Origin of the sequence: Bacillus sp. XT-4 (assembly GCF_050864245.1) — a bacterium.
Lineage (GTDB): Bacteria > Bacillota > Bacilli > Bacillales > Bacillaceae > Bacillus > Bacillus altitudinis.
Window position 1 is genome coordinate 55,465 of the sequence record NZ_JBPAFI010000004.1, and the last position, 19,650, is coordinate 75,114.

Annotated in this window: 25 protein-coding genes and 1 other RNA gene; 19 read left to right on the forward strand and 7 right to left on the reverse strand. The window is 40.0% G+C overall.

The features are described from left to right. The first annotated feature begins 15 nt into the window (after window positions 1–15). The 6 genes from eno (at window position 16) to ACRRMM_RS12395 (ending at window position 4,698) form a co-directional block, all read left to right on the forward strand. Window positions 16–1,308, forward strand: coding sequence for a phosphopyruvate hydratase (gene eno / locus ACRRMM_RS12370; protein WP_003212752.1), 1,293 nt, complete (start codon window positions 16–18; stop codon window positions 1,306–1,308). Window positions 1,309–1,588: 280 nt separating this feature from the next. Further along, a complete protein-coding gene (locus tag ACRRMM_RS12375) occupies window positions 1,589–1,858 on the forward strand; it encodes a hypothetical protein (protein WP_008347702.1) in 270 nt (89 codons plus the stop codon). Window positions 1,859–1,917: 59 nt separating this feature from the next. Then, window positions 1,918–2,685, forward strand: coding sequence for an ATP-binding cassette domain-containing protein (locus ACRRMM_RS12380; RefSeq protein WP_008347699.1), 768 nt, complete (start codon window positions 1,918–1,920; stop codon window positions 2,683–2,685). Beyond that, on the forward strand, window positions 2,657–4,054 hold the full coding sequence (locus ACRRMM_RS12385; protein ID WP_428828616.1) for a hypothetical protein: 1,398 nt from the start codon (window positions 2,657–2,659) through the stop codon (window positions 4,052–4,054). The genes ACRRMM_RS12380 and ACRRMM_RS12385 overlap by 29 nt, the downstream gene beginning before the upstream one ends. Further along, complete coding sequence (locus ACRRMM_RS12390) at window positions 4,051–4,416, forward strand: hypothetical protein (RefSeq protein ID WP_108610984.1); 366 nt, start codon at window positions 4,051–4,053, stop codon at window positions 4,414–4,416. The genes ACRRMM_RS12385 and ACRRMM_RS12390 overlap by 4 nt, the downstream gene beginning before the upstream one ends. Beyond that, window positions 4,417–4,698 carry a hypothetical protein gene (locus ACRRMM_RS12395; protein ID WP_008347692.1) on the forward strand — a complete coding sequence of 94 codons (282 nt, stop codon included), beginning with the start codon at window positions 4,417–4,419 and terminating at the stop codon, window positions 4,696–4,698. Window positions 4,699–4,718: 20 nt separating this feature from the next. Here ACRRMM_RS12395 and ACRRMM_RS12400 read toward each other — a convergent pair whose 3' ends face one another. After that, window positions 4,719–5,183 (reverse strand): GNAT family N-acetyltransferase, encoded by a 465-nt coding sequence (locus ACRRMM_RS12400; protein WP_080964583.1) that lies wholly within the window; start codon window positions 5,181–5,183, stop codon window positions 4,719–4,721. Between the two features lie 15 nt (window positions 5,184–5,198). Continuing rightward, window positions 5,199–5,663, reverse strand: a complete 465-nt coding sequence (locus ACRRMM_RS12405) for a hypothetical protein (protein WP_048001980.1) — start codon at window positions 5,661–5,663, stop codon at window positions 5,199–5,201. Window positions 5,664–5,781: 118 nt separating this feature from the next. On the opposite strand from ACRRMM_RS12405, the gene ACRRMM_RS12410 reads away from it, so the two are divergent. Next, entirely contained in the window at window positions 5,782–6,417 is a 636-nt protein-coding gene (locus tag ACRRMM_RS12410; protein ID WP_035389414.1) for a MarC family protein, read from the forward strand. A 54-nt stretch (window positions 6,418–6,471) separates the two neighbouring features. Here the strand turns inward: ACRRMM_RS12410 and ACRRMM_RS12415 are convergent, their stop codons facing one another. Beyond that, on the reverse strand, window positions 6,472–7,008 hold the full coding sequence (locus tag ACRRMM_RS12415; RefSeq protein ID WP_017359221.1) for a GbsR/MarR family transcriptional regulator: 537 nt from the start codon (window positions 7,006–7,008) through the stop codon (window positions 6,472–6,474). A 269-nt stretch (window positions 7,009–7,277) separates the two neighbouring features. Between ACRRMM_RS12415 and ACRRMM_RS12420 the strand changes: the two genes are divergently transcribed. The 4 genes from ACRRMM_RS12420 to ACRRMM_RS12435 are packed head-to-tail and all read left to right on the forward strand — an operon-like array spanning window position 7,278 to window position 10,735. After that, the gene (locus tag ACRRMM_RS12420) at window positions 7,278–8,426 is read left to right on the forward strand and encodes a betaine/proline/choline family ABC transporter ATP-binding protein (RefSeq protein ID WP_017359222.1); all 1,149 of its coding nucleotides are present in this window, start codon (window positions 7,278–7,280) and stop codon (window positions 8,424–8,426) included. Window positions 8,427–8,439: 13 nt separating this feature from the next. Continuing rightward, window positions 8,440–9,093: an ABC transporter permease gene (locus ACRRMM_RS12425; RefSeq protein WP_008347681.1), complete on the forward strand. Its 654-nt coding sequence runs from the start codon at window positions 8,440–8,442 to the stop codon at window positions 9,091–9,093. Window positions 9,094–9,106: 13 nt separating this feature from the next. Next, window positions 9,107–10,024 (forward strand): osmoprotectant ABC transporter substrate-binding protein, encoded by a 918-nt coding sequence (locus ACRRMM_RS12430; RefSeq protein WP_008347678.1) that lies wholly within the window; start codon window positions 9,107–9,109, stop codon window positions 10,022–10,024. Between the two features lie 21 nt (window positions 10,025–10,045). Further along, window positions 10,046–10,735, forward strand: a complete 690-nt coding sequence (locus ACRRMM_RS12435; RefSeq protein ID WP_008347676.1) for an ABC transporter permease — start codon at window positions 10,046–10,048, stop codon at window positions 10,733–10,735. Window positions 10,736–10,816: 81 nt separating this feature from the next. On the opposite strand, the gene ACRRMM_RS12440 is transcribed toward ACRRMM_RS12435, so the two are convergent. From ACRRMM_RS12440 to ACRRMM_RS12450, 3 genes are all read right to left on the reverse strand, one after another. Then, window positions 10,817–11,137 carry a winged helix-turn-helix transcriptional regulator gene (locus ACRRMM_RS12440; RefSeq protein ID WP_007500199.1) on the reverse strand — a complete coding sequence of 107 codons (321 nt, stop codon included), beginning with the start codon at window positions 11,135–11,137 and terminating at the stop codon, window positions 10,817–10,819. Between the two features lie 82 nt (window positions 11,138–11,219). Continuing rightward, complete coding sequence (locus ACRRMM_RS12445) at window positions 11,220–11,621, reverse strand: helix-turn-helix domain-containing protein (protein ID WP_008347673.1); 402 nt, start codon at window positions 11,619–11,621, stop codon at window positions 11,220–11,222. Between the two features lie 130 nt (window positions 11,622–11,751). Beyond that, a complete protein-coding gene (locus tag ACRRMM_RS12450) occupies window positions 11,752–12,156 on the reverse strand; it encodes a helix-turn-helix domain-containing protein (protein WP_017368066.1) in 405 nt (134 codons plus the stop codon). Between the two features lie 154 nt (window positions 12,157–12,310). Here ACRRMM_RS12450 and ACRRMM_RS12455 point away from each other — a divergent pair, with 154 nt between their 5' ends. The 7 genes from ACRRMM_RS12455 (at window position 12,311) to ssrA (ending at window position 17,677) form a co-directional block, all read left to right on the forward strand. Then, a complete protein-coding gene (locus ACRRMM_RS12455) occupies window positions 12,311–12,544 on the forward strand; it encodes a helix-turn-helix domain-containing protein (protein ID WP_008347669.1) in 234 nt (77 codons plus the stop codon). Between the two features lie 37 nt (window positions 12,545–12,581). Then, window positions 12,582–12,872 carry an AbrB/MazE/SpoVT family DNA-binding domain-containing protein gene (locus tag ACRRMM_RS12460; RefSeq protein WP_008347666.1) on the forward strand — a complete coding sequence of 97 codons (291 nt, stop codon included), beginning with the start codon at window positions 12,582–12,584 and terminating at the stop codon, window positions 12,870–12,872. A 187-nt stretch (window positions 12,873–13,059) separates the two neighbouring features. Continuing rightward, window positions 13,060–13,293: a preprotein translocase subunit SecG gene (secG, locus tag ACRRMM_RS12465; protein WP_003212746.1), complete on the forward strand. Its 234-nt coding sequence runs from the start codon at window positions 13,060–13,062 to the stop codon at window positions 13,291–13,293. Window positions 13,294–13,416: 123 nt separating this feature from the next. Further along, complete coding sequence (locus ACRRMM_RS12470; protein ID WP_008347663.1) at window positions 13,417–14,163, forward strand: alpha/beta hydrolase; 747 nt, start codon at window positions 13,417–13,419, stop codon at window positions 14,161–14,163. A gap of 19 nt (window positions 14,164–14,182) precedes the next feature. Next, window positions 14,183–16,522 carry a ribonuclease R gene (rnr, locus tag ACRRMM_RS12475; protein ID WP_008347660.1) on the forward strand — a complete coding sequence of 780 codons (2,340 nt, stop codon included), beginning with the start codon at window positions 14,183–14,185 and terminating at the stop codon, window positions 16,520–16,522. Window positions 16,523–16,661: 139 nt separating this feature from the next. Beyond that, the gene (gene smpB / locus ACRRMM_RS12480; RefSeq protein ID WP_008347658.1) at window positions 16,662–17,132 is read left to right on the forward strand and encodes an SsrA-binding protein SmpB; all 471 of its coding nucleotides are present in this window, start codon (window positions 16,662–16,664) and stop codon (window positions 17,130–17,132) included. 181 nt (window positions 17,133–17,313) lie between these two features. Next, window positions 17,314–17,677, forward strand: a transfer-messenger RNA (tmRNA) gene (gene ssrA / locus ACRRMM_RS12485). Between the two features lie 110 nt (window positions 17,678–17,787). Here ssrA and ACRRMM_RS12490 read toward each other — a convergent pair. Next, the gene (locus ACRRMM_RS12490; RefSeq protein WP_108610980.1) at window positions 17,788–18,624 is read right to left on the reverse strand and encodes a hypothetical protein; all 837 of its coding nucleotides are present in this window, start codon (window positions 18,622–18,624) and stop codon (window positions 17,788–17,790) included. Between the two features lie 427 nt (window positions 18,625–19,051). Here ACRRMM_RS12490 and ACRRMM_RS12495 point away from each other — a divergent pair, with 427 nt between their 5' ends. Further along, complete coding sequence (locus tag ACRRMM_RS12495) at window positions 19,052–19,618, forward strand: hypothetical protein (RefSeq protein WP_017368064.1); 567 nt, start codon at window positions 19,052–19,054, stop codon at window positions 19,616–19,618. Window positions 19,619–19,650 lie beyond the last annotated feature (32 nt).

The following is a 19,650-nucleotide window of genomic DNA, read 5'->3' on the forward strand; positions in this document are numbered from 1 at the left end:
AGGAGAGAAATAACGATGCCATACATTGTTGACGTATATGCACGCGAAGTATTAGACTCTCGCGGTAACCCAACAGTTGAAGTAGAAGTTTACACAGAATCTGGCGGCTTTGGCCGTGCACTAGTACCAAGTGGTGCTTCTACTGGTGAATATGAAGCAGTAGAACTACGTGACGGAGACAAAGACCGTTACCTTGGAAAAGGTGTTTTGACAGCTGTAAACAACGTAAACGAAATCATTGCACCAGAGCTTTTAGGCTTTGATGTAACAGAACAAGTGGCGATCGACAAAATGTTAATCGAACTTGACGGAACAGAAAACAAAGGGAAATTAGGTGCAAACGCAATCCTTGGCGTATCTATCGCTGTAGCACGTGCGGCTGCTGATTTCTTACAAATTCCACTTTATCAATACCTTGGTGGATTCAACTCCAAAACGCTTCCAGTACCAATGATGAACATCGTCAACGGTGGAGAGCATGCGGATAACAACGTAGACATTCAAGAATTCATGATTATGCCTGTAGGTGCTCCAAACTTCCGTGAAGCACTTCGCATGGGCGCTCAAATCTTCCATAGCCTGAAATCTGTATTAAGCGCAAAAGGCTTAAACACAGCTGTAGGTGACGAAGGTGGATTCGCTCCAAACCTTGGTTCTAACGAAGAAGCACTTCAAACAATCGTAGAAGCGATTGAAAAAGCTGGTTTCAAACCAGGTGAAGAAGTGAAACTTGCGATGGATGCTGCATCTTCTGAGTTCTATAACAAAGAAGATGGTAAATATCATTTATCAGGCGAAGGTGTTGTGAAAACATCTGCTGAAATGGTTGACTGGTATGAAGATATGGTATCGAAATACCCAATCATCTCGATCGAAGACGGCCTTGATGAAAACGACTGGGAAGGTCACAAACTATTAACTGAGCGTCTTGGCAGCAAGGTTCAGCTAGTAGGAGACGACTTGTTCGTAACAAATACGAAGAAGCTTTCTGAAGGAATCAAAAACGGCGTTGGTAACTCAATCCTCATCAAAGTAAACCAAATCGGTACATTAACTGAAACATTTGATGCAATCGAAATGGCGAAACGTGCAGGCTATACAGCTGTTATCTCTCACCGCTCTGGTGAAACAGAAGACAGCACAATTGCAGACATCGCTGTTGCAACAAACGCTGGACAAATCAAAACAGGTGCTCCGTCTCGTACGGACCGTGTGGCGAAATACAACCAATTACTTCGCATCGAAGATCAATTGGCTGAAACAGCTCAATACCACGGCATTGCTACATTCTATAACTTGAATAAGTAATGTAAAGCAACGCGCTGCGTGCGCTCTTTTGAAAAGAGCGTATCGCAGCGCTTTTTTTATGTTGAAATAAAGACGCAAAGCTGGCTCAAGCGAATAGGCTCTGCTTCCTTTGTCATATCCTATTTTTGTAAAAAATCATCCTTCAGTCAGAGGCGAAACGATGAGCTTGACGATTTATAAGCAATAAATCATGAAAATTCTTCTAAAAATATGATCTGAATTGAACTTATGCTATTTGCATGGGGGTGGTATCATTTTACATATATTAGGGGGTGATGAGATGCTGAATCCTTTTAGCCTTCGTTTTCCAGTAGGCGTGTACATGTATGTCCTTCACCTACTGGCGGCATATGATGAAAGGAAGCAACGAATTCTAACTTCTAAGAACGTACAGAAAAATGCATTTTGGATTTATGTCCTTGCCGCTATCTTAGGCATTGTGACAGCTGCAGCTTTGATTTGGGCATGCAAAACATTTGGAAAAGGCTCGAAATTTTTAGGAGAGTTCAAGTTTTTAGGCCTGTATATTAAAATCAAATGCGGCTTCTAACAAATGGTGAGAACAGATGCGAGGTCATCTGTTCTATCTGAAATAAATGGAGGGACATGATGCTGACATTACACTTAACAGAAAAAACGTATAGCCGCACCTTTTCTCTCCGCGATATTCAGTTAAATGTAGAGAAAGGACGTATGCTTCTGCTTTTGGGGCATAATGGGGCAGGAAAAACCACGATGATTCAGTCTATGTTTGGCCTGACACCATTTACGGGTGTTGTCTCTTTAGATGGTAAACAGCTGAATTTTCAATCCTCAGCACATATCTCCTTTTTGAAAGAACATGTTTCCTATATTCCTGATGATCATGCTTTGTTTGATTATTTAACGCCGAGAGAATATTTTCATTTACTCCAGCTTCCAGACAAACGAAATGGACCTCGAGAAGAGGCCTTCGTCGATCTGTTTGAGCTGAGACCTTATATGGATCAGCCAATTGCCCAGCTGTCTCATGGCAATCAAAAGAAAACCCAAATCATTTCACAGCTCCTTAGGTCTTGTGATTATTATGTATTCGACGAGCCTACAAATGGACTTGATCCAGATATGATGATCATCTTAAAAAAGGTGCTCATGAAGCTGAGAAATCAAGGTGCAGGCATTCTCATTTCTACCCATCATTTGGGCTTTGGTGAGACATTGTATGACCACCTTATGATCTTAAGAAACGGTGATATCAAGCTGGATATGTCACGTCAAGAAACAAACAAAACATTCCCTCATCAAGCACTTGAGGATATTTATAAAGAAGTGAATCAAGATTACTATATGCAGGTGGAGAGGTTGCTCAATGACTTGGACACGACACGTTCTTCATAAAATAGAATGGGGCATGCTCACAACGAAAATCAAGCAGCTCGGCAAAAAATATCCTTTGCAGCTTCTCGCCGCAGCTGTTTTTTTATTGCTGATCTACGCCATATACGTTGTCATGAGCCTGCGTTTTTTTATGCAAGTAGGGGAGAGCGAACCAGTTGCTTTATACCTTCAATTTGTGAAAATGACCCTGCTGCTTTTGGGAGCAGGTATTGTCTTTTCCCGTCATAAAATGAAGCGTCAAGAGTATCAGTTCTTCTTTTTGAATAGTGCGATGCAAAGTGTCTCATTTGTCCTTTGTGTGTATTTCTTTCCAGTGCTGTTTTGTTTCATCATGCTTGGTCTGCTTTTTTTACCCATCCTATTAGGGCTGATCATTAGCGGCGTTACACTATCTTTGTATTGGATCATTGTGGTGGGGATCACTTGCTGTGGATTGGCGCTGTATACGCTTGCTTCTTGGATGCTGATACGCATTGGTGTGAGCCATTTTATATCAAAAACAAAAGAGCATTTACTGCTGCAAACGATTGGATTTGTGACGCTCGGTGCTTTCTTGTTTCTCCTTTTTCAAAAAGCGGTTGAGATGATTCACGTATGGCCGTCTATCTATCTTGTATTTCTGATGATCTTTCTATGTGCAGGGTGGTTTTGGCTGAAAGGGTTGGCGGCTTGTTATGTCAATCGGATGTTTTTGCAGCTAAAGGTAGAGGTGAAGTCGTTTTCTTACCAAAAAATTAGATCGGATTCTTCATTTTTCACACATCTGCGGCAGGAGCTTGTTTATTTTAGCCGATCAGTTGTGTTTAAAGAACAAGGTATTTTGTTCCTGTTTCTTGTCTGTTTCACGATAGGTCTCCCATTCATCTTTACTCCGGCAGAGACTGGCTGGCTGTATGCTTTTATTGTGCAGTTTGCCTTAAAGGAGATCCTTATTATGCTTCCCCTGATGATTGGCAGGGAATATCATCTCCATCAGCGAGCCATTTTTATGTTAAATACATCAAAGGGTGCCTATTTATTATCAAGAATTTTATTTTATTACACAATGAATATATTGATTTATTTTGTCTATATCGGGCTTGCTTATTTCATGATTGGGGTTGAAAGTGAAGGGCACGGTTTGGCAAGCTTGTCCATTTTATTGGTTACTGTCATGGCGGCATGTGTCGGGTTTGTCGTGAAGATTAGTGATTTTAATAAACTGTTTGTGATCGTGATGATGATTGCTGTGTTCAGTATGTTGGATATGCTTTTAGTCCAGTGGCTTTCAGCAAATATCCAGCTGCTCTCAACTGCCTATATGGCTTGTTCAGCCGCATTCTTCATCTTCATATATGCTGCCATGCTAAAGAGGCCGATTGTGCGATGATGACGCTTTTATTTTGCTTAATAGCCGTTGTGCTCATTCATGAACTCGGACATATCCTGATGGTGATGGTGTGCAACAAAATCGAAAAAAAACCCATCTTTGATTATGTGGTGATGATCGATTGGAAGCACGTGTCGATTGTCCATGAGAAATTTTCACGGCCGGGTTTTAATATGATGGTCGCACTTGCAGGTCCTGTGTTTCCAGTGATCTGCTCGGGTGTGCTTTTCTTCATGTGGAGGCATCCATTGACGCATCCATTGCTGCTATTTTCTTTATTAAATACAGTAATGCTGCATCCAGCTTGCCCAGACGGGAAAAATATCATCGCCAGTTTAAAAGAGATGAAAGGAGAGAACTAAATGGTTAAAGTATTTCATTCGTTTTCTAGCGGCTTAACGCTTGCGATGCTTTATGTGTTTGCTGTGTTTATGACACCAGTATTTTTAATGCTGCTAGAGGTTCATCATGTTGAATCAAGTCCAACTCTATTTGGTATGCCATTTTATATCATGAAAATTGAACAGTATCAATTCAGCTCAGAGGCAACGCTCTTTGGGTGCGTGGTCTGTTTTTTAGCGGGTGCCGCTCTCTACTTCTTGATTCAATATGTGATTCATGCAGTGAAAAAGAGCAGAACATAAAAAAAGCAGGCTGAATGAAGTCAGTCTGCTTGAAGAACGAGTGACAACCGCACCATATCCATACACTGAATACCGTTCTCATAAATCGGTTCATCATAGTGCTTCAGAAAGAAATCGTGATCGATAGACGCCATGCGAAAACCGCATTTTTGATAAAGGGCGAGCTGCTGAATACTAGAGTTGCCTGTGCCAATTTCAATTGTATGAAAGCCAGCTGCCTGGGCTTCTGAAATAGCATGGCGGATCAGCTGCTTCCCAATTCCTCTCCCTTGCCATGACTCCTTCACGGCGACATTCATGATTTCCACTGTCTGCTGAGACAGAGGCGTCAGAACATACACACCAATCATGTCCTGTTTATGAAAAGCAACATAACAAGAACCAGATTGTACATAGGCAAGGACTTTTTCAGTTGAAGGGTCAGCTAATAGTAAAAGATCCATAGGAACAGATTGATCATGAGACAATGGCCGAACCTGTATCAAATCATTTCATCCTCTCTATTCTTTGATATACCCTTGTTTAACACCCCAATCATATTGATCCTGCACCCATTGAGAAGGAGGATGATGGGTGACATTTGGGTCTTTTTTGACAGTTGCTTTCCTAGTCGTTTGTGCTGCCTGCTTATTCGCTTGAGCCGTTGCTTTCGCTGATGCCAGTTCTTTTTGAAGCTGGTCTATTTTCAATTCAAGCGCTTTACGCTGTTTGGTTTCTTTTTGATGCGCCTTCTTTTCTTTCTTCAGCTTGTTTGTGACGGTGGACAATTCCTTTTTTTGACCATCCATTTCATCTTTCATATCCGTTCCTTCTGACTTTAATTGTGTCAGCTGCTCATCATTCTTTCTCATTTCTTGCTGGTGTTTATTTTCTGCTGCGGTGAGCGACTGCTGCTGCCACACAATCCAGCCAGTTGTACCTAGGATGATGACAGACAAGACAATGATCGTGATGTTTTTTTTCATGTTCTATTCCCCTTTCGTTAAACCTCTATTATCATCGGTTAAAACAAACCAGGTTTTAACAGAACAAGGGAATATTCGCATCAGATTAGCAGACACTATGAAAAAAGGAGGGTGTCTGTTGATTTCCTTTATGATTCATGTCATTGTGTCACTATTTGCTGTCTCAAATCCCATTGGAAACGTGCCTCTTTTCATCACTTTAACAGAAGGCTACTCAGAAAAAGAACGCGCCCAGACGGCCAAAAAAGCGATTGTTGTGTCTTTTATGATTTTGATTGCCTTTCTTTTGGCAGGCAGGCTCATTTTCAAATTGTTTGGCATTGATATCCATGCACTCCGTATCGCCGGAGGTATTTTTATTTTTGGTATCGCTTACAATTTGCTGAATGCAAAAGAATCACATGTTCAAAACCCTCATTCGGATGAAAAGGCAGAGAGCAAAGAGAAGGCCGATGTTTCGGTGACCCCGCTCGCCATTCCGATCATTGCCGGACCTGGTACAATTGCGACTGTCATGAGCTTAACGCCAGGAAGCCACCAAGTAACGCTTCATCTGCTTGCGATTCTTATTGGCATTGTGGTTGTACTTGCCATGACCTATTATGCATTTCATTATTCAAGTTTCATTATGCGAAAAATGGGGAAAACAGAGATGAATGTCGTGACACGATTAATGGGATTGATTCTAGCTGTTGTGGCAGTAGAGATGATTGGCGCAGGGATCAAAGGGATGTTCCCAATGCTGATGTCATAAGTGTATATAAAAAAGCTGTTTTTTTCTACAAAATTGTAAAATAAAACAGCTTTTTTAAGGTTTTGGCACATGTTGAAATACTTCTTCACTTTCAAAGAACTCAATTAAACGGCTAATCCAGTCATAATAATCGAGACTTTCCTTGATTTCTGAAAGAAGAAGATTGATTTTATCTACTGTTTCTTCTGGCAGGTCATCTTGTTCAAGCAGCTCCAGCAATTCTTTGCATGTCTTTTTATGTGCCTTGCGATTTTTGCTGACAACACGTGACCAATTGGCTGCAAACAATGAAATAAAGGTTTGATATTGATCTTGCTCAACGTCATATAAATCTTTGCGTATTCCTTTTTCATAAACCTTTTCAGCAATATTCAGATCAAGCATTTCTCGAACGACTTGACTCATTCTTGTTTTGCTCATGCCGGTCGCCTCTGAGAGCTCACCGAGCGTCATTGGTTTACGGTTCATATGAATGATACCAAGCACTCTACCCACTGTGGCAGAAAGACCAAAGGCATTCATGTTCTCGGCAGCTTTTTCAATATAATGATCCTGTGCTTTTTGAATGGCGCCTAACGCTTGCTTGTCCATTCCCCGCTTCATCCCTTCACGACTGACAATTTGTAACACAATATATCATATACCTGTTTGTTCATGAAAACAATAAATATTGAGTATTTGCTCGTAAGTTGGAGGAAAAAGGAGGGATCGGTACATATCAGGCCGTTAACTGAAAATTTTAAATAAATCTTATGCAATACAAACACATCGTAAACTTTTTATTTTATAAAGTTTGCACTATAATAAATAAGGTGTAAATTTTCTGAAAATATATATCCGACTAATTGGAGGTGTCTCATTTGCTGAAACTAGAGAATGTATCTAAGACGTATAAAGGCGGAAAAAAAGCTGTCAAAAATATTGATTTAGAAATAGCAAAAGGAGAATTTATTTGTTTTATTGGACCGAGTGGCTGTGGAAAAACAACAACCATGAAGATGATTAACCGACTGATTGAACCTTCCTCAGGAAACATATTGATCGAGGGAGAAAACATTATGAAAAAAGATCCAGTCCAATTAAGAAGAGAAATTGGTTATGTGATTCAGCAAATTGGACTTTTCCCTCATATGACCATCGCACAAAACATTTCCCTTGTGCCGAAGCTGCTGAAATGGCCGGAAGAAAAACGAAAAGAACGAGCGCGTGAATTGCTCAAACTCGTCGATATGGGGCCGGAATACTTAGAGCGTTACCCGCATGAACTCAGTGGAGGACAGCAGCAGCGTATCGGCGTTCTTCGCGCACTCGCAGCAGAACCCCCTTTAATCCTGATGGATGAACCATTTGGAGCACTTGACCCGATCACAAGAGATTCATTGCAGGAAGAATTTAAGAAACTGCAAAAAACGTTAAATAAAACAATCGTATTCGTCACACATGACATGGATGAAGCGATTAAACTTGCAGACCGCATTGTCATTTTAAAAGATGGAGAGATTGTCCAAGTGGGCACGCCAGATGATATTTTACGTAACCCTGTGAACGAATTCGTAGAAGAATTCATCGGGAAAGAACGTCTGCTTCAATCAAACCCGAATATGGAACGTGTGGAACAAATGATGAACACGTCTCCAGTCACAATTACCGTCGAAAAAACATTGACAGATGCCATCTTTATTATGAGAGAAAAGCGGGTTGATTCCCTGCTTGTCGTTGATGAAAATCATGTGCTGAAAGGCTATATCGATATTGAAACCATCGATGCAAACCGCAGAAAAGCAGCCTTCGTTGGCGATATTTTAAATACAGAATTTTATACAGTACAAGAAGGTGCGCTTCTTAGAGATACTGTCCGAAAGATCTTAATACGCGGCATTAAATATGTACCGGTTGTCGATGCAAAAGGGCACTTAAAAGGCATCGTCACACGTGCAAGTCTTGTAGATGTCGTATATGACTCTATTTGGGGAGAAGATACCCCGGAGGCTGTCACTGAAATGAACTAAGGGAGGTGTACACATGGATCAAATCATCGATTTTCTTGAGAAAAATGGTGGGGAACTCCTCACAAAAATGTGGGAGCATTTATACATTTCTTTAATTGCCGTTGTGTTAGGCATTATCGTGGCCGTTCCTTTAGGCGTCATTCTTACACGAATGAAAAGAGGCGCCGGTTTTGTCATCGGCGTCGTGAATATCTTTCAAACACTCCCTAGTTTAGCGATTCTTGCATTTTTTATTCCTATTTTGGGAGTTGGAAAAATACCTGCGATCGTTGCGCTATTTTTCTATTCCGTTTTGCCTATTTTAAGAAATACGTATGCCGGTGTTCAAGGTGTGAACAAAAACTTGCTTGAATCTGGTAAAGGGATTGGCATGACGACATGGGAACAAATTCGTCTTGTGGAACTGCCGCTTGCTGTTCCGGTCATTATGGCAGGGGTCAGAACCTCAACGATTTATTTAATTGGGTGGACAACACTTGCTGCTTTTATCGGTGGAGGCGGTCTTGGTGACTACATTTTAATTGGGCTTCAGCTTTACCAGCCGGAATACATTATTGCGGGTGCGATCCCTGTCACTATTTTAGCCGTCATCATTGACCTTACATTGATGAAGCTTGAGAAAAAAGTAACACCAGAAGGCTTAAAAGGATTGAAGGAAGTTTCATAAGGAGTTGGCTCATGTGAAGAATCGAAAAACAAAATGGATCAGTGCACTGCTTGCCGGATGCTTGCTATTCATAAGTGGCTGTTCACTTCCTGGACTAGCCGGCTCTTCAGGGAGCACGCTGCGAATCGGTGCACAAAACTTTACAGAATCAGAAATTATGGCCTATATGGTGGGAGACATCATTGAGCATTACACAGATAAAAAGACAACCATTGTGAAGAATTTAGGCTCAAATACGGTGCAGCAGAAAGCAATGGAAAACGGTGATGTCGACATTTCGGCAACACGATATACAGGCACGGATTTAACAAGTACGCTAGGAATGGATGCAGAAAAAGATCCAAAGCGTGCAATGGAAATCGTCCAGAAAGAATTCAAAAAACGCTATGATTACAAATGGTTTGATTCCTATGGGTTTGATAATACGTATGCCTTTGCTGTGACGCAGAAGATGGCGAAGGAAAACAACCTAGAAACAGTCTCTGATTTAAAAAAGAATGCCAAAAATTATCGCTTCGGTGTAGATAATATTTGGCTGAAAAAGAAAGGTGACGGTTACGAAGGGTTTGTGAAAACATACGGAATTGAATTTGGAAGCACTTTTCCGATGCAGATCGGTCTAGTCTATGACGCATTGAAAAATGAAAAAATGGATATTGTGCTTGCCTATTCAACAGATGGCCGGATCAAAGCGTATAATCTCAAAATCTTAAAAGATGATAAACGATTCTTCCCACCATACGATGCATCACCAGTTGTCCCTGAGAAGGTATTAAAAGAAAATCCAGGACTGGACAAGGTGATCAACAGGTTGATTGGAAAAATCGATACCGAACAAATGCAAGAGCTCAATTATCAAGTCGATGGAGAACTAAAAGAACCAGCGACTGTTGCGAGAGATTTTTTAAAGAAACACAATTACTTTGAGTAAGATTGGGAGGTGTCAGAGCTGATGGACACACTGCAGCAATTATGGGCGTATTATCAACAGAACGGTTCATATGTGTTAGAAGAATTTTACCGGCATTTCCTCATGTCAGCGTATGGAGTATTATTTGCGGCAATTGTCGGAATACCAGTCGGCATCTTTGTGGCGCATTACCGCAAACTGAGCAATTGGGTGTTCGCAATAACCAATGTCATTCAAACCATTCCAGCGTTAGCGATGCTTTCTGTGTTGATGCTTGTATTAGGACTTGGCGCAAATACAGTCATCTTATCACTCTTTTTGTATTCGCTTCTGCCGATTATCCGTAACACGTACACAGGTATAGTCAGCATTGAGCATGCCTATTTAGAATCGGGGAAAGCGATGGGTATGACGAAATGGCAAGTGCTGAGAATGGTTGAATTACCGCTTGCTTTATCTGTCATTATGGCTGGTTTAAGAACCGCACTTGTGATCGCAATCGGTATTACAGCGATTGGGACATTTGTTGGTGCTGGAGGACTTGGTGATATCATCATCAGAGGATCAAACGCGACAAACGGAACAGCCATTATTTTAGCAGGTGCTATTCCAACTGCGCTCATGGCCATTATTGCCGACCTTGTCATGGGCTGGCTTGAACGCTATTTAAGCCCAACCAACAAGAAAAAAGAAAGCAAGGCGTTAGCTGAAAAAAACATGACATCCGCATAAATGCTTGAAAAGACAAAACCTCCTCTACATCTGTAGGGGAGGTTTTTTTATCATGATTAGGCGGCTCACATCAGGAGACATTTATGATTCAAGTGTGATCCATTCAGAGGACCACTTCGCAATTTCCTCAAAAACGGGTGCAAGTGAGCGCCCCATATCAGTTAATGAATACTCAATACGCACGGGTGTTTCAGCAAAAACCTCCCGTTTTACAATGCCTGCTGCTTCCAGCTCTTTTAATCTCTCAGATAAAACCCTTCCGCTTAAATTGGTCAGAGCTGCTTCGATTTCACTAAAGCGCTGTGAACCCGAGAGAAGCTGAAAAACAATCAGTGCCACCCAACGTTTACTTAATAACTCAACTGCTTTTTCAAACCGCGGGCACATATCAGATTGATTCATCTTTCTTCACTCCAATCTGAACCCATTATACCGTAATTCTGTCAAAAATCGGCGCAAAAAGCTTGTCAATGATCAAAACATTTTACGATGACGAACGGCTGTTTAGTAGAAATAACAAATAGCGGTTTAAATCCTCTATTTCATGTTTAGAAAGGGTGGACCATATGTCCCCATTAAATATTTCAAGATCATCCAGTTCATATTGCTCTGCTGCTTCTTTTATTTGGGTAAAAGCCGTTTCTTCTTCCTTTATGACATAGGCAGAAGACGCTTCTTCAATATACCCTGCAGCCTGCATCATGTCCTCATAAGGTACTTTTAATGCACCTGCTAGTTTTTTAATTGTAGGAGGTTTCGGAATGCCGCGTTTCCCGTTTTCAATCCGAGAAATACCAGCAGCGCTGACCTCTGAATACATCGCTAATTGGTTCACCGATAGTTTCCTTTTCTCACGTAATGCTCTTAAATATGCACCGAAGTTCATCAACTCAAAACCTCACATGGTTAAAGATTAGTTATCTCTAGTGTACTCGATTTGTTGACTATTGGCAATAAGTGCACCATGAAAATATTGACATTAGTTAATGGTGGATGTATCTTATGTTTATGCCCCGCTATTTGTTCGCCTTTTTTTGGTTAATGAGCGTGAGAAAGTATTGATTCAGCTGGCTGATGTCTTGTGCGGTGAGTGTTTTCCATTGGTCTCCATCGAAAATAGGGAGATGTTCTACATCCTTTTGAAGCGCCGTTTGATAGATTTTTAATATGGACTCATATTTCGGTTTCATTTCATGCACTTTTTCCTGTTCAATATAACCGGCAAGCAACATTAAATCCTCATAAGGCACCTTCAAAGCGCGTGCTAATTTTTTTATGGTTAAAGGCTTTGGCACACCACGCTTTCCATTCTCAATCCGAGAAATACCGGCAGCGCTTACGCCTGAATACATGGCGAGTTGATTGACAGACATCTTTCTATTCTCTCTTAAAATGCGTAATTGTTCACCAAAGTGATTCATGTCATCGAACCTCACATTTCAGTATATGACTTATTTTAGTATGATCATTGACCAAAGGAAATAGAAAGGGCGTAAAAGTGTTGACATAAGTTAATGAATCCGAGAGATGTGAGAATCCTACATGTTGTACATATTGATCCTATAGGAGGTTGTAATGATGGTCGAAAAGATTCAGATCAGGCGGGCTTTTGTGATGCAGTATATGATCGAAAACGATATGTCTTTAAATCAGCTCGCAGATGAAATTGGCATCTCTCCTGCCACACTCAGCAGGGTATTGAATGGTCACCGGAAGCCAGGACAGCTTGTCATTGGCAAAATGATTCATTACTTTGATAAAAAATTTGAAGATTTATTTTACTATGAAGATGTTGACAAAAGTCAATAAATGAAATCATCGTATGATCATTAAGGAGGCGGCTTCATTGAAAAGAACTGGAATGGTAAGACACATTGATTCGCTTGGCAGAATTGTTCTGCCTTCAGAAATGCGAAAGGTACTCAATATAAAAGAAGAGCAGCTGTTAGAAATTTTCATCGAAGATCAAACCATTATGCTGAAAAAATATGATGCAGATAAGAGCTGCTTATTAACTGGCCAAATAACGAAATACAACAAAAGCTATGGAAACGGTAACGTCGTACTGAGTCCTGAAGGAGCTGAACGGCTGTTAGTAGAATTAAAACAGCTCTTAAAAGAAGAAGCAACTCGCTAAAAACGTTTTTTAACCTCAAAAATTGCATATAAAAAATGCTGCATACAATCCATTGGAGCGAAATTGAATCTAAATGACAAATAAAGTCGACAATATATAGGAAATCTTTATTTTGATGTTTCGTGACATGCACCTTGTTTTCATGTAAAATAAAGTTATGTGTACCAGTTTGTCTGGAGGTGTTTTCATGCACGCATTTGTTATCACATTACTCGTAATTGTCAGTATTGCACTTATCATCGTTGTATTATTACAATCAAGTAAAAGTGCAGGACTGTCAGGCGCTATTTCAGGTGGAGCCGAGCAGCTTTTCGGTAAGCAAAAAGCGAGAGGTCTTGACTTGATTCTTCACCGATTAACTGTCATTTTGTCAGTGCTTTTCTTCATCTTAACACTTGCATTGGCATATTTAGGCGTGTAGGCGCGAGTAACAGAAGGTCTGATCTTTTTTCAGACCTTTTTTTATTATCAGCACTCTTTTGTGTTTGTTTCATACATACAAGTGGAAAATATAAACCATATCAGAAGGAAAGGAAGTCACATCATGAAAGTTGTTACACCAAAACCATTTACGTTTAAAGGTGGAGAAAAGGCGGTGCTTCTTCTTCACGGTTTTACTGGGAATACAGCCGATGTTCGTATGCTTGGGCGTTATTTGAATGAAAGAGGCTATACATGCCATGCACCTCAATACAAAGGACACGGTGTACCGCCAGAGGAGCTTGTTCATACAGGTCCTACAGATTGGTGGAAAGATGTAGAAGAAGGCTATCAATTTTTAAAAGACGAAGGTTATGAGGAAATTGCGGTCTGCGGACTATCCCTCGGAGGAGTTTTTTCATTAAAATTAGGTTACACTGTACCTGTAAAGGGAATTGTACCTATGTGTGCACCTATGTACATAAAAAGTGAAGAAGTCATGTACCAGGGTGTACTAGATTATGCCCGTAACTATAAAAAATTCGAGGGTAAGTCAGAGGATCAAATTGAGCAAGAGATGGAAGAGTTCAAGAAAACACCAATGGGTACACTCAAGGCTCTTCAAGAACTCATTGCAGATGTCAGAAACAATGTTGACATGATTTATTCACCTACTTTTGTTGTTCAGGCACGTCATGATCATATGATTAATACAGACAGTGCAAACATTATTTATAACGAAGTAGAGACAGATGAAAAACATTTAAAGTGGTATGAAGAATCGGGCCATGTTATCACGCTTGATAAAGAGCGAGAGAAGGTTCATCAGGATGTATATGCATTCTTAGAATCACTCGATTGGTCAATTTAAATATATAGGGGGTTAGAGTGTGCAAAAAGAAGAATTTATGGATGAATTACTTGCGTTTATGCAAGAAGAGGCGTACAAACCATTAACGGTGCAGGAATTAGAAGTCATGATGGAAATTACCAATCCAGATGATTATAAAGAGCTCGTCAAAGCACTTGTGATATTAGAGGATCAGGGGCTTATCGTCCGTACCCGCAGCGACCGCTATGGTGTACCGGAAAAAATGAACTTGGTAAAAGGGAAGCTGTCTGCGCATGCAAAAGGATTTGCATTTGTGACACCAGAAGAGTTTGGGCAGGATGATATTTTCATTCCGCCAAATGAGCTAGGCACAGCAATGAATGGTGACACCGTCATGGTTCGTGTCAGCCACAAATCAAATGGCACCAAAAAAGAAGGAACGGTCATCCGTATTCTGGAGCGTAATACTCAGACGGTTGTCGGTACCTATACAGAAACGAAAAGTTTTGGTTTTGTCATTCCTGATGATAAAAAAATCACAAACGATATCTTCATTCCAAAATCCGCTAAAAACGGAGCGGTTGAAGGTCATAAAGTCGTTGTCACGCTGACAAGCTATCCAGAAGGAAGAATGAGTGCAGAGGGTGAAGTGACGGAAATTCTCGGTCACAAAAATGACCCTGGCATCGATATTTTATCGATTATTCATAAACACGGTCTACCAGGTGAGTTTCCGGAAGAAGCGCTCCAGCAGGCAGCAGACACACCTGAAACGATCGATGAAAAGGATCTTGAAGGTAGACGTGATCTGCGCAATGAAACGATCGTGACGATTGACGGTGCAGATGCAAAGGACTTAGATGATGCCGTAACCGTGCAAAAGCTCGATGATGGCAAATATAAGCTCGGCGTGCACATTGCAGACGTTTCTCATTATGTTACAGAGAATTCGCCGATTGATCAGGAAGCCTATGAGCGCGGAACGAGTGTGTATCTTGTTGACCGCGTCATTCCAATGATTCCTCATCGCCTGTCAAATGGCATTTGCTCATTGAATCCGAAGGTTGATCGTCTCACACTCTCTTGTGAAATGATCATTGATCGAAGTGGGAAAGTCGTCAAACACGAAATTTTCCAAAGTGTGATCAAAACGACGGAAAGAATGACCTATTCCGATGTGAATAAGATTTTAGTTGACCAAGATGAAGAGCTTTTAGACAAATACGAGCCGTTAGTACCAATGTTCCAAGAGATGGAGAAGCTTGCAGAAATTCTGCGTGACAAGCGAATGGAGCGCGGAGCAGTCGACTTTGATTTCAAGGAAGCAAAAGTGCTTGTAGATGATGAAGGCGCAGCAAAAGACGTCGTCATTCGTGAACGTTCTGTTGCCGAAAAACTAATTGAAGAATTCATGCTGGTGGCAAACGAAACAGTTGCCGAGCATTTCCACTGGATGAATGTTCCGTTCATTTACCGAATTCACGAAGAACCAAATCCTGAGAAGCTTCAGCGCTTTTTAGAATTCGTGACGACGTTTGGTTACATTGTGAAAGGGACGTCAACGAACATTCACCCGCGCGCACTTCAAAGTGTCCTCGATGCTGTCAGAGATCAACCAGAAGAAGTCGTCATTCAAACTGTGATGCTTCGCTCTATGAAACAGGCGAAGTATGATCCAGAAAGCATTGGCCATTTTGGATTATCAACGGAATTCTATACACACTTCACATCGCCGATCCGCCGTTACCCGGATTTAATCGTGCATAGGCTGATCAGAACCTATTTAATAGAGAAAAAGACAGACGAAGCGACCCTTGAAAAATGGGGACAACTGCTGCCAGAAATCGCAGATCATGCATCTACAATGGAGCGCCGCTCTGTTGATGCTGAGCGCGAAACAGATGACCTGAAAAAGGCAGAGTTTATGCTTGATAAAATCGGTGAAGAGTTTGATGGTATGATTAGTTCCGTCACGAATTTCGGACTATTCGTTGAACTGCCGAATACGATAGAAGGTCTTGTCCATGTGAGCTACATGACAGACGATTACTATCGTTTTGATGAACAGCACTTTGCCATGATCGGTGAGCGGACAGGGAATGTATATCGCATCGGTGATGAAATTACTGTCAAAGTGGTGAGTGTAAATAAAGATGAGCATTCCATTGATTTTGAAATCGTCGGGATGAAAGGCACTCGCCGTAAATCACCAAAAGACTTCAAGTTCAAAAAACGGACAGATCCACCAGCCAAAAAAGGACGCGGAGGTCAAAAGGCCTCTGGGGAAAAAGGCAAAGAGGATAAAGGCGGCGACTGGTTTACAGGTCGTAAAAAGAAGAAAAAGAAAAAACGCGTATTTGATAACGCACCGAAACAAAAGCGCAAAAAGAAAAAGTAACGTGACAAAAAGCAAATAGGGCATCACGCTCTATTTGCTTTTTGACCACGTGGCAGCAGCATTGTCGAAAGCTGGATTGTTTGATAAAATAATCCGTACGATTTGGACCGTGTCTGTGCCAAAAGGAGGGTGTACGCTAATGCCAAAGGGAGAGGGAAAGGTTGTTTCCCAAAACAAAAAAGCCAATCATGATTATTTTATAGAAGAAACATACGAAGCCGGCCTTGTATTACAAGGAACTGAAATCAAATCCATTCGAGCAGGAAAAGTGAATTTAAAAGATTCCTTTGCCAAAATCGAACGAGGAGAAGTGTTTCTTCACAATATGCACGTGAGCCCATACGAGCAGGGGAACCGTTATAACCATGATCCGCTCAGAACGAGAAAGCTGCTGCTCCATCGCAAACAAATCAGTAAATTGATTGGTGCGACAAAGGAAGAGGGCTACTCACTTGTTCCCATTAAACTCTATTTGAAAAATGGCTTTGCCAAAGTGCTAATTGGAGTCGGTAAAGGGAAGAAGAAATATGATAAACGTGAAGATCTGAAGAAAAAAGATGCGAAACGTGAAATCGAGCGAGCTTTCCGTGACCGGCAAAAGCAATTCTAGACGCATGCAGATGGCTTGCTGAGAGCGGAAGCATTATGCTACAATATGTTATGCAGTAAACAATCATCGTCGTTTTTTTACAGAAACCACCAGTTGTTTCGAGCGATGAGATTGTTATAATAGTCATATACGGAAGCAGTTAAGCTAAAGAACGTTTCCATCCCGTATATCCCTTTTACAAGGGGACGTTACGGATTCGACAGGGATGGTTCGAGCTTAGGCTGCGAGCCGAGAGGCGATCTCGTTAACACGCACCTAAATGTAACTGGCAAAACTAAAAGTTTTAACCAAAACTTAGCACTAGCTGCCTAATAAGCGCAGCGAGCTCTTCCTGACATCGCCTATGTGTCTGTGAGGAGCCCAATGAAGTAGGCTACGCTTACGTTTTCGTCTGAGGACGTAAGAAGAGATCCATCAGACTAGCTCTCCAAGCGCCCGTCAGCAGGCATGAGGATGAGCGAACACGTAAATATGTTGACTACGCTCGTAGACGCTTAAGTAATCGATGTCTCTGGACGTGGGTTCGACTCCCACCGTCTCCATATGATTTTAAAAAAGTGTCAAAACCCATGTTAGATAAGGGTTTTGACACTTTTTAAATACGTGAAATTTTATAGTTGCAATGAACTTTTGCTATATGTTGCTGTTACAAATATTATAGGAATTCATAATTTAGTTTCAGTTGTTTATATATAAGTGAACTTCGTTCAAGAATAGCTTGATTAACAAAAGTTAAAAATTCACTCAGATTATTTTCATCTTTGGTACTAACTGTTCCTTTAAAGTGATTGCGCCAAAATTCTTTTGGTTCACTGGTTAAATCTTTTGGGTTTTCTAAAAAGCTCTGCAAAAAATTCTTCTCCACAAAATTAGGCCAAGTTTTAAAACTTAAAATCCACTTAGCGGATTCAATAATATATTTTTTATACTTAAAAGTGTTATTGTTCATTGTGTTTTCTAAAAAAATCTCAATAGAATCATTACTATTCATAAAATCATTTAAAATGACTTTCATATGGTTCAAAGTTAGATCCCAATAATCATAGGTAGATTTATAACGTTTGCTATTAAAAGGAGAAAACCAATTTTTATTATTTTTGATGGCGTATACAGGTATAAAATTACCTACTGTGTGTGTTAATTTTGCATAATCTTTAAATATAGGATTAGATAAATCATATGTCTCCTTATAAAAGGCTTTGTAAGGAGTTACAAATGAATTCATTGTTTCTCCATTTGCCTCAACAAAATCTGTTTGTTTAGTATTCCAGAATTCAAATTGATTTCCCCATAAGCGTTTGTATATTTCGAGGGTCAAAGGTAATCTATCACAATCAGATTGGGAACCATAAATATTACCTTTATATAGAATAATATTTGCAATAGGGTTTTTTTCATCATATATTAAATTTCTTAAATCAAAAACCTCTCTTTTGAAATCATAATTTATAAATTCTTCTTCTGAAAGTTCCATTAATTCATCAAAAGTCATTCGTAAGTTCTCCTTTATGTCCACTCTTTATTTATTAGAAGATTATCTAACTTCATTTTTTAACCTCTTTATTATACTTTAATATACTTCATGTAATTCATTTCACACTTGAAATTCAAAAATTAAGAAGCGATTCGGCAATGTAGCTTGTTTCTAAACTTTCAGAAGCCGTCGTATCTAGTGTCTGGAAGATAGATGCTTAGGTTGTTTCTTATAGAATTTTTTATTAGAAAGTTAGGGAGAATACCTAAATATACCTATTTTTTAACCGATGATAATTTGTAGGGAAATATCACCAGATAATGACAGGGGGACAATTTAGTTAAAAGAAAAAAGTTCGAATAGACCCTACAAAGCATATGATTAAACAGCTAAAGTAGTTGACGAATTAGAAAAAGTCTCAAAGGATAAGGAGTAATTCATAAAAATGAAAACAAACAAAAAGACAATCATTTCAGTATTTCTTTTAGTATTTACATTGATGATGGGTACAGCATGCGGTAAAAATGAATCAGCAAACGGTTCATCAAACAAAGCAGCAGCAAAACAAGAAAAAATAGAAAAAATGACTGATAGCGAATATGCATCATGGTATAAGGGATATCTAAAACGGTTTGAAGAAAGAATTATGTCTTTTGTTTTATCGTTGGTTCCTTTAGACGAGGTTTACGATAAAGAATGGGCTAGTGATGTTGAGACAAAGATTGATAGCATGAGAGAATTACTCAGCGAAGCCAAAGACAAAGAAGTTAAAGTTCCTGATACGTATAAAAAAGTAAACGAGTACTTGGTGAAAGCGGATGACAAATTTGAATCACTTTTCAAAGATATCTTAAAAGTAATCAAGCGAGATAAAGTCAGTGATGATGATTTAAGTTTCATGAATTCTAGAATGAAAAAAGCTTTAGAAGAAGTGGATAATGCTAAAAAAGAGATGAGTAAAATGAAAGACAATAAATCAAATGAAAAACAAAAAGATAAATCAAATTCATAATTAAGTAAAGAAAAAGACGTCTGCTTTACAAA

Bases quoted from the DNA above. Each gene is read 5' to 3' on its own strand.
- eno (WP_003212752.1), top strand. From the start codon at position 16: ATGCCATACATTGTTGACGTATATGCACGCGAAGTATTAGACTCTCGC.
- ACRRMM_RS12375 (WP_008347702.1), top strand. From the start codon at position 1,589: ATGCTGAATCCTTTTAGCCTTCGTTTTCCAGTAGGCGTGTACATGTAT.
- ACRRMM_RS12380 (WP_008347699.1), top strand. From the start codon at position 1,918: ATGCTGACATTACACTTAACAGAAAAAACGTATAGCCGCACCTTTTCT.
- ACRRMM_RS12385 (WP_428828616.1), top strand. From the start codon at position 2,657: ATGACTTGGACACGACACGTTCTTCATAAAATAGAATGGGGCATGCTC.
- ACRRMM_RS12390 (WP_108610984.1), top strand. From the start codon at position 4,051: ATGATGACGCTTTTATTTTGCTTAATAGCCGTTGTGCTCATTCATGAA.
- ACRRMM_RS12395 (WP_008347692.1), top strand. From the start codon at position 4,417: ATGGTTAAAGTATTTCATTCGTTTTCTAGCGGCTTAACGCTTGCGATG.
- ACRRMM_RS12405 (WP_048001980.1), bottom strand. From the start codon at position 5,663: ATGAAAAAAAACATCACGATCATTGTCTTGTCTGTCATCATCCTAGGT.
- ACRRMM_RS12415 (WP_017359221.1), bottom strand. From the start codon at position 7,008: ATGGACAAGCAAGCGTTAGGCGCCATTCAAAAAGCACAGGATCATTAT.
- ACRRMM_RS12425 (WP_008347681.1), top strand. From the start codon at position 8,440: ATGGATCAAATCATCGATTTTCTTGAGAAAAATGGTGGGGAACTCCTC.
- ACRRMM_RS12435 (WP_008347676.1), top strand. From the start codon at position 10,046: ATGGACACACTGCAGCAATTATGGGCGTATTATCAACAGAACGGTTCA.
- ACRRMM_RS12440 (WP_007500199.1), bottom strand. From the start codon at position 11,137: ATGAATCAATCTGATATGTGCCCGCGGTTTGAAAAAGCAGTTGAGTTA.
- ACRRMM_RS12445 (WP_008347673.1), bottom strand. From the start codon at position 11,621: ATGAACTTCGGTGCATATTTAAGAGCATTACGTGAGAAAAGGAAACTA.
- ACRRMM_RS12450 (WP_017368066.1), bottom strand. From the start codon at position 12,156: ATGAATCACTTTGGTGAACAATTACGCATTTTAAGAGAGAATAGAAAG.
- ACRRMM_RS12455 (WP_008347669.1), top strand. From the start codon at position 12,311: ATGATGGTCGAAAAGATTCAGATCAGGCGGGCTTTTGTGATGCAGTAT.
- secG (WP_003212746.1), top strand. From the start codon at position 13,060: ATGCACGCATTTGTTATCACATTACTCGTAATTGTCAGTATTGCACTT.
- ACRRMM_RS12470 (WP_008347663.1), top strand. From the start codon at position 13,417: ATGAAAGTTGTTACACCAAAACCATTTACGTTTAAAGGTGGAGAAAAG.
- smpB (WP_008347658.1), top strand. From the start codon at position 16,662: ATGCCAAAGGGAGAGGGAAAGGTTGTTTCCCAAAACAAAAAAGCCAAT.
- ACRRMM_RS12490 (WP_108610980.1), bottom strand. From the start codon at position 18,624: ATGACTTTTGATGAATTAATGGAACTTTCAGAAGAAGAATTTATAAAT.
- ACRRMM_RS12495 (WP_017368064.1), top strand. From the start codon at position 19,052: ATGAAAACAAACAAAAAGACAATCATTTCAGTATTTCTTTTAGTATTT.